7 protein-coding genes are annotated in these 6,000 nt (G+C 45.6%); 3 read left to right on the top strand and 4 right to left on the bottom strand.

All coding sequences use genetic code 11. The features are described from left to right. Window positions 1-121, bottom strand: a 121-nt coding sequence (locus tag AB6E54_RS15545; RefSeq protein WP_372168939.1) for an Rsd/AlgQ family anti-sigma factor, incomplete at its 3' end; no start/stop codon positions are given. 165 nt (window positions 122-286) lie between these two features. On the opposite strand from AB6E54_RS15545, the gene nudC reads away from it, so the two are divergent. Together nudC and hemE are read left to right on the top strand one after the other, a co-directional pair. Beyond that, window positions 287-1,096: an NAD(+) diphosphatase gene (nudC, locus tag AB6E54_RS15540; protein WP_371724702.1), complete on the top strand. Its 810-nt coding sequence runs from the start codon at window positions 287-289 to the stop codon at window positions 1,094-1,096. Window positions 1,097-1,395: 299 nt separating this feature from the next. After that, window positions 1,396-2,463: a uroporphyrinogen decarboxylase gene (gene hemE, locus AB6E54_RS15535; RefSeq protein WP_372107246.1), complete on the top strand. Its 1,068-nt coding sequence runs from the start codon at window positions 1,396-1,398 to the stop codon at window positions 2,461-2,463. A 103-nt stretch (window positions 2,464-2,566) separates the two neighbouring features. Here hemE and AB6E54_RS15530 read toward each other — a convergent pair whose 3' ends face one another. Together AB6E54_RS15530 and AB6E54_RS15525 are read right to left on the bottom strand one after the other, a co-directional pair. After that, a complete protein-coding gene (locus tag AB6E54_RS15530; RefSeq protein WP_137001876.1) occupies window positions 2,567-3,160 on the bottom strand; it encodes a uracil-DNA glycosylase family protein in 594 nt (197 codons plus the stop codon). Next, a complete protein-coding gene (locus AB6E54_RS15525; RefSeq protein ID WP_372107244.1) occupies window positions 3,160-4,086 on the bottom strand; it encodes a D-2-hydroxyacid dehydrogenase in 927 nt (308 codons plus the stop codon). The genes AB6E54_RS15530 and AB6E54_RS15525 overlap by 1 nt, the downstream gene beginning before the upstream one ends. A 71-nt stretch (window positions 4,087-4,157) precedes the next feature. Here AB6E54_RS15525 and AB6E54_RS15520 point away from each other — a divergent pair, with 71 nt between their 5' ends. Continuing rightward, on the top strand, window positions 4,158-4,745 hold the full coding sequence (locus tag AB6E54_RS15520) for a YjaG family protein (RefSeq protein ID WP_017062699.1): 588 nt from the start codon (window positions 4,158-4,160) through the stop codon (window positions 4,743-4,745). Between the two features lie 80 nt (window positions 4,746-4,825). On the opposite strand, the gene AB6E54_RS15515 is transcribed toward AB6E54_RS15520, so the two are convergent. Beyond that, window positions 4,826-5,992 carry a CNNM domain-containing protein gene (locus tag AB6E54_RS15515; RefSeq protein WP_017068860.1) on the bottom strand — a complete coding sequence of 389 codons (1,167 nt, stop codon included), beginning with the start codon at window positions 5,990-5,992 and terminating at the stop codon, window positions 4,826-4,828. Window positions 5,993-6,000 lie beyond the last annotated feature (8 nt).

Genomic DNA, 6,000 nt, shown 5'->3' with positions numbered 1-6,000 from the left:
AGGCACCTAGCTTACAATATTCAACGATTAGAGACTGTCGAGTTTCGAGCCAATGATCGATGACCTCATTAGAGCCACCCCATTGTTCTTGTATTTGTTTGAATTTATTTAGCATGACCATGTCCTCATGATCTGATCACAACCTTGTGATCAAGTAATTGCCTAAGCAGGGTCCGTTTTATTGGTAGCTACTAAAAGTAATAGCTTGAAATATTCTCTGCTACAACTCTAGTATGAAATTAGATTGCCAGTAAAATGAACGAACTGCAAGCAATGAGGCATAGGGATGTTTAAAAAAAGTGATAACAAAATGACAGAGCAAGCTTATTGGTGCGTCGTTTCTGGTAGTGATATTTGGGTTAATAATGATCAGTTTCCGTTTGGCTCTGCTGAAGAGCTTGGGCTGAGTGTGGAGCATGCAATCTGTATTGGTCAGCATCAAGGTCGCAAGGTGTATTGGCTCAACGATTGTGATGTGGAGAATGAGCTGAGCATGGTCAGCCTAAGAGAGTTACTGCACTGGCCTGAAGTGAGTTTCTTGACTGCAAGCAAAGCCATCCAATATGGGCATATGACTCAAAGTATGCGTTTTTGCCCTCAGTGTGGTGGTCGAAATCATCTCAACCATAACCAGGTGGCGATGCAGTGTGGAGATTGCCGCACACTTCATTATCCTCGTATCTTCCCGTGCATCATTGTCGCTGTACGAAACGACAACAAGATATTGCTTGCGCAGCACCCAAGACATAAGACAGGTATGTATACCGTGATAGCGGGCTTCCTAGAGGTCGGAGAGACCTTAGAGCAGTGTGTGGCAAGAGAAGTCAAAGAAGAAACGGGTATCGATGTCGATAATATTCGTTATTTTGGCAGCCAGCCATGGGCGTTTCCATCGAGTATGATGATGGGCTTTCTCGCAGATTATGCTGGTGGTACGCTCAAGCCTGACTACAGCGAGCTATCGGATGCTCAATGGTTTGACGTAACAAGCCTGCCTGATGTTGCTCCTGTTGGAACCATTGCGAGACAGTTGATTGAGAAAACCGTTGATGACGTGATGAAAGATGGTGTGACTGAGCAGATACTAGAGCACTAATTTGCCTGTGATAGTATTTGGCCTATGGGTGATCAAAAGCTAAAAAAAACCCTCCACAAGTGGAGGGGGTAAGTAAGATGTCGTTATGAGATGCTGAGTAGTGACTACTCAGATGTTATAATTGTAATTTTCGCTAGCGAACAAATTTTTAACATGCTCCCGTAATTGGGTGCAAATTAAGCATTGATTTAAAAGTTAATAACTTGATCTAGGTTGCAAAGCACACAGCTTTTACCCTTCAATCAGTGTTAGAATACTTGCCATCAAAACTAGACAAGATTGAATTGGAATTTAACGGAATGACCGAATTAAAAAACGATCGCTATTTACGCGCACTTTTAAAACAGCCTGTTGATTACACACCGGTATGGATGATGCGCCAAGCTGGCCGCTATCTTCCTGAATACAAAGCAACGCGCGCTGAAGCGGGCGATTTCATGTCTTTGTGCAAAAACGCGGAACTGGCATCAGAAGTAACACTTCAACCTTTACGTCGTTTCCCGCTTGATGCGGCAATCTTGTTCTCAGACATCCTAACTATCCCTGATGCAATGGGCTTAGGTTTGTACTTTGAAACAGGTGAAGGTCCTAAGTTTGAGCGTCCTATCACGTGTAAAGCTGACGTAGAGAAGATTGGCCTACCTGATCCAGAAGGCGAGCTTCAATACGTAATGAATGCCGTTCGTCAGATCCGTAAAGACCTGAAAGGCGAAGTGCCACTGATTGGTTTCTCTGGTAGCCCATGGACTCTAGCGACATACATGGTTGAAGGTGGAAGCTCTAAAGCATTCACTAAGATCAAGAAGATGATGTACGCAGAACCACAAACGCTGCACCTGCTTCTAGACAAGCTGGCTGACAGTGTTATCGAATACTTGAACGCGCAAATTAAAGCGGGTGCTCAATCGGTAATGGTATTTGATACATGGGGTGGTGTACTGACTCCTCGTGACTACAACCTATTCTCACTGCAATACATGCACAAAATCGTTGATAGCCTAATCCGTGAAAACGAAGGTCGTCGAGTACCGGTTACTCTGTTCACTAAGAACGGTGGCATGTGGCTTGAGTCTATCGCAGCAACAGGTTGTGATGCGGTTGGTCTAGACTGGACAATCAACATCGCAGATGCAAAAGCTCGCATCGGCGACAAAGTTGCTCTGCAAGGTAACATGGATCCTTCAATGCTTTACGCTCAGCCTGAACGTATTCGCGAAGAAGTGGGCAGCATCCTTGAAGGCTTCGGCGACGGTGGTACAGGTCATGTATTTAACCTAGGCCACGGTATCCACTTAGATGTACCGCCAGAGAACGCTGGTGTATTCGTTGACGCTGTTCACGAATTGTCTAAGCCTTACCACAAGTAATTCTGAGTAAGATTATTGAAAGCGCTGTTGGGAAACCAACAGCGCTTTTTTATTGCCTGAAATTGGCATTTGATGGCGGTTTAATCTTGTTGTGTGCAGTTAATTAGGTATTTGGATCATGGTAGGCCAAATGCTCAGAGATGTGTTTCCTGATATAAGGAGTGACTTCACTTTCAAACCAAGGGTTCTTCTTGAGCCAGATATTATTGCGTGGCGAAGGGTGGGGTAATGGCAAAAACTCAGGCGCCCACCTTTGCCAATCACGCACGGTTTCGGTCAATGTGCTGGTGGTCTTGTTTGTTAGGTAATGGTTTTGTGCGTACTGGCCAATCAGCAGTGTCATTTGAATATTGGGTAGAGATTGCAGCACTTTGTTATGCCAAAGCTCCGCGCACTCTTTGCGTGGTGGAAGATCACCACTTTTCCCTTTCCCCGGATAACAAAACCCCATAGGCACAATCGCGACTTTTTGCTCGTCGTAAAAAGTATCGCTATCTATCCCTAACCATCCTCTTAATCGTTCGCCACTCGCGTCATTCCAAGGGATCGACGACTCATGCACCTTGATACCCGGCGCTTGACCTATGATCAGCAAGCGCGCGTTTGGATGCGCTTGAATCACCGGGTTAGCACCGTGTGATAGGTGAGGCTCACAAGCTCGGCATTGTCGAATCTCTTTAAGTAACGAAGAGGACATCAGTAACCTTTTTCAAAATCGATGACATGATTAAGTGTAAAGCCATCTCGCCACTGTTTGTAATTCTCTGCGAAGATCTCGACTACTTGTCTTGGCTCACTGAGTGCAGCGATGTGTGGAGTGATGGTGACTTGCGGTAGTTTCCAGAAAGGATGTTCCTGAGAGAGGGGTTCACTTTCAAACACATCTAAAAATGCGTGTTCTACCCATCTGTTTTTTATGGCGAGCAACAAGGCTTTATTGTCGATGCTTTCCCCTCGACCGACATTAAACAGCAACACATTAGAGCAGTAACCTAACGTGGTTTGGTTCAACAGTTGATAGGTTTCAGCGGTTGATGGCAAGGTGTTGACCACAATATCGGCCTGCTTAAGGGCAGCCTCTATCTCATTGATGTGGAAAGTCTCTTTAAAGGTTTCTTGTTTGGATGGGATGCCGGTACGGTTGACACCTATGGTATGAATACCAAAAGCCGCCGCGGTTTTTGCTAAATGACTGCCGATTGAACCTGTTCCTAAAATCACCATAGTTTTGTCAGTTAGGCTAGTATAAAGCTGTGGCTGCCAGTTTCGTTGTTGTTGATGCTGGTGGTAATGAGAGAAGTGTCTACAGTGACTGATTGTGTAACCTAATACGTATTCTGCGATAGCCGGACCAAAGATGCCTTTGACGTTGGTTAGCGTATAGTCCTGACGCAGATCTGGCTGAGTGAGTTTATTGATTCCGGCATAGGTACTCTGTACCCAGTCTAGCTCTTTAAACTCGCCGAGGCGTTCTGCGATTAGAGGTGGTGACGCCAAGACAATCTGTGCTGATTCGGGGTTTTGAGTGATTTCTAGGTCGGGTAAATCCTGGTTTAGAATCAGTTGCGTATAGGTATCGTCATGCTCAGTAAGAATATAGAGCTTATTCGTAAAATTGTTCATCGGCTTACCTTTTCCCCCCAGGGTTTATCAAGTACACTTTCGCTGTCTTTTTCTGCAATTATTGAGTGACTATGCTTCAGAATCCACTGCAGGTTCGTCTTGAAAAGTTAGAACCTTGGCAACAAATTACCTTTATGGCGTGTCTATGTGAGCGTATGTACCCTAACTATGCCATGTTTTGTGAGAATACAGAATTTGCGGAAGCTCGAATCTATCGTGATGTTTTGGATAGCATTTGGGAAATCCTGACGGTTAAAACAGCAAAGGTGAACTTTGAGCGTCAACTTGAGAAGGTTGAAGAGCTATTCCCTAGCGGTGATGATTTTGATTTTTATGGTGTTTACCCAGCAATGGACGCATGCCAAGGCCTAGCAACGCTAATTCATGGTCTGCTTGACCGTGAACATATGTTGGAAGCGGTAATTAAAGTGAGTCAACAATCGGTGAAGACGGTTGCTGAGCTTGAGTTTGCTCAAGGCGCTGAAGAAGTGACGAACGAAAACCAGAAAGAAAACGAAGCGGTATGTGAAGAGTGGGACGTTCAGTGGGCCATTTTCCGACCTTTACGTGAAACGACTGAGCGTGACTTAGAGTTGATCAAAGACCTACGCCACGAACTGCGTGAAGACCCAGTCAGTAACATTGGTGTTGCGCTATAATTCGCAATTGCACCAAGGTACGAATAAAAACAAAGGCTCCCTAGGGAGCCTTTGTGGTATCTGACGGTATCAAATTGAGATTAAGCGTCTTTTTTGTCTTCGTTCTGCACTTTGTCTTTTGATGCGTCGTCGTCATTCGTTGATTTTGCATCTGAAGAGTCGTTGTCTGCTGGAGTTTCTTCCTCTAGCTCGTCCTCGTCATCGCGGTTTTCGATAACACCGTGTGTCTCTTTCCACTTCTCCCAGCGTTGGAACGCCAGTTCTTGCATATCAGTCGTCTTATCCGCTTCATCGACAATCTCTTCGCCCACTAGGTGCTCAAAGATGTCTTCTAGGGTGATGATGCCCTGAATAGTGCCGTATTCGTCCACAACTAAAGACAGTTGCAGGCGGTTTGCCATCATCTGGTCAAAGGCTTTAGCCAAGCCCATGTTGTTCAGCAACACGTGGATAGGGCGCATTACTTCACCCAGAGCTTTCTCACCACAACCGGCTTGCTGCAATCTAAACAGCTCTAAGCGGTGAACAAAACCGATGATGTTGTCACTCTGCTCGCTGTAAACCAGCGGGCGTGAGAATGGCGTGTCTTTATGTTGTTCTAGGAAGGTATTGACACTCATTTCCGCATCAACACGGAATACCACTGGGCGCGGCGTCATTATTTGAGTCACGGGTACATCTTGAATACCCAGTAGGTTGCTCAGGATTTTTGATTCGCCTTCTGCAAACTCGCCGCTCTCTTTTGCCAAAATCGCCATTGCAGATAGCTCATCACGCATTTTTGGTGCTTGGTGGCCACGAGCAAGACGTTTGGTGATCTGTTCTGAGAACCAGACAAACGGTGTTAGGAAGAACACCATCCAGCGCAGCACGCTTGCCGAAGCAGGGGCAAGTTGACGCCAGTAGGTTGCACCAATGGTTTTTGGAACAATCTCAGATAATACCAAGATACCTAGCGTTAGCACGGCAGAGAAGACACCTAACCATTGGCTACCAAAAACGACAGCCGCTTGTGCACCTGCTGTCGCAGCACCGATAGTATGGGCGATGGTGTTGAGCGTTAAAATTGACGCAAGCGGGCGGTCAATATCTGTTTTCAGTTTGTCTAAAGACTCTGCTGCAGGGTGCCCATTTTGTTTTAGTTGAGCAATGTAGCTCGGACTAATACTCAAAAGTACAGCTTCCAAAACAGAACAAATGAAAGAAACTCCAATAGCAATGGAGACGTAAATAGATAGCAGCAGCATGTTTGCCC

The sequence above is a fragment of the Vibrio sp. 10N.247.311.49 genome, assembly GCF_041467655.1.
GTDB lineage: Bacteria > Pseudomonadota > Gammaproteobacteria > Enterobacterales > Vibrionaceae > Vibrio > Vibrio crassostreae_C.
The sequence above is the reverse complement of the archived record's forward strand: the minus strand, read 5'-3'. Positions and strand labels throughout refer to the sequence as shown.

What these genes read in the sequence shown, in the direction of transcription:
- nudC (WP_371724702.1), top strand. Translation starts at nt 287, where the DNA reads ATGTTTAAAAAAAGTGATAACAAAATGACAGAGCAAGCTTATTGGTGC.
- hemE (WP_372107246.1), top strand. Translation starts at nt 1,396, where the DNA reads ATGACCGAATTAAAAAACGATCGCTATTTACGCGCACTTTTAAAACAG.
- AB6E54_RS15530 (WP_137001876.1), bottom strand. Translation starts at nt 3,160, where the DNA reads ATGTCCTCTTCGTTACTTAAAGAGATTCGACAATGCCGAGCTTGTGAG.
- AB6E54_RS15525 (WP_372107244.1), bottom strand. Translation starts at nt 4,086, where the DNA reads ATGAACAATTTTACGAATAAGCTCTATATTCTTACTGAGCATGACGAT.
- AB6E54_RS15520 (WP_017062699.1), top strand. Translation starts at nt 4,158, where the DNA reads ATGCTTCAGAATCCACTGCAGGTTCGTCTTGAAAAGTTAGAACCTTGG.
- AB6E54_RS15515 (WP_017068860.1), bottom strand. Translation starts at nt 5,992, where the DNA reads ATGCTGCTGCTATCTATTTACGTCTCCATTGCTATTGGAGTTTCTTTC.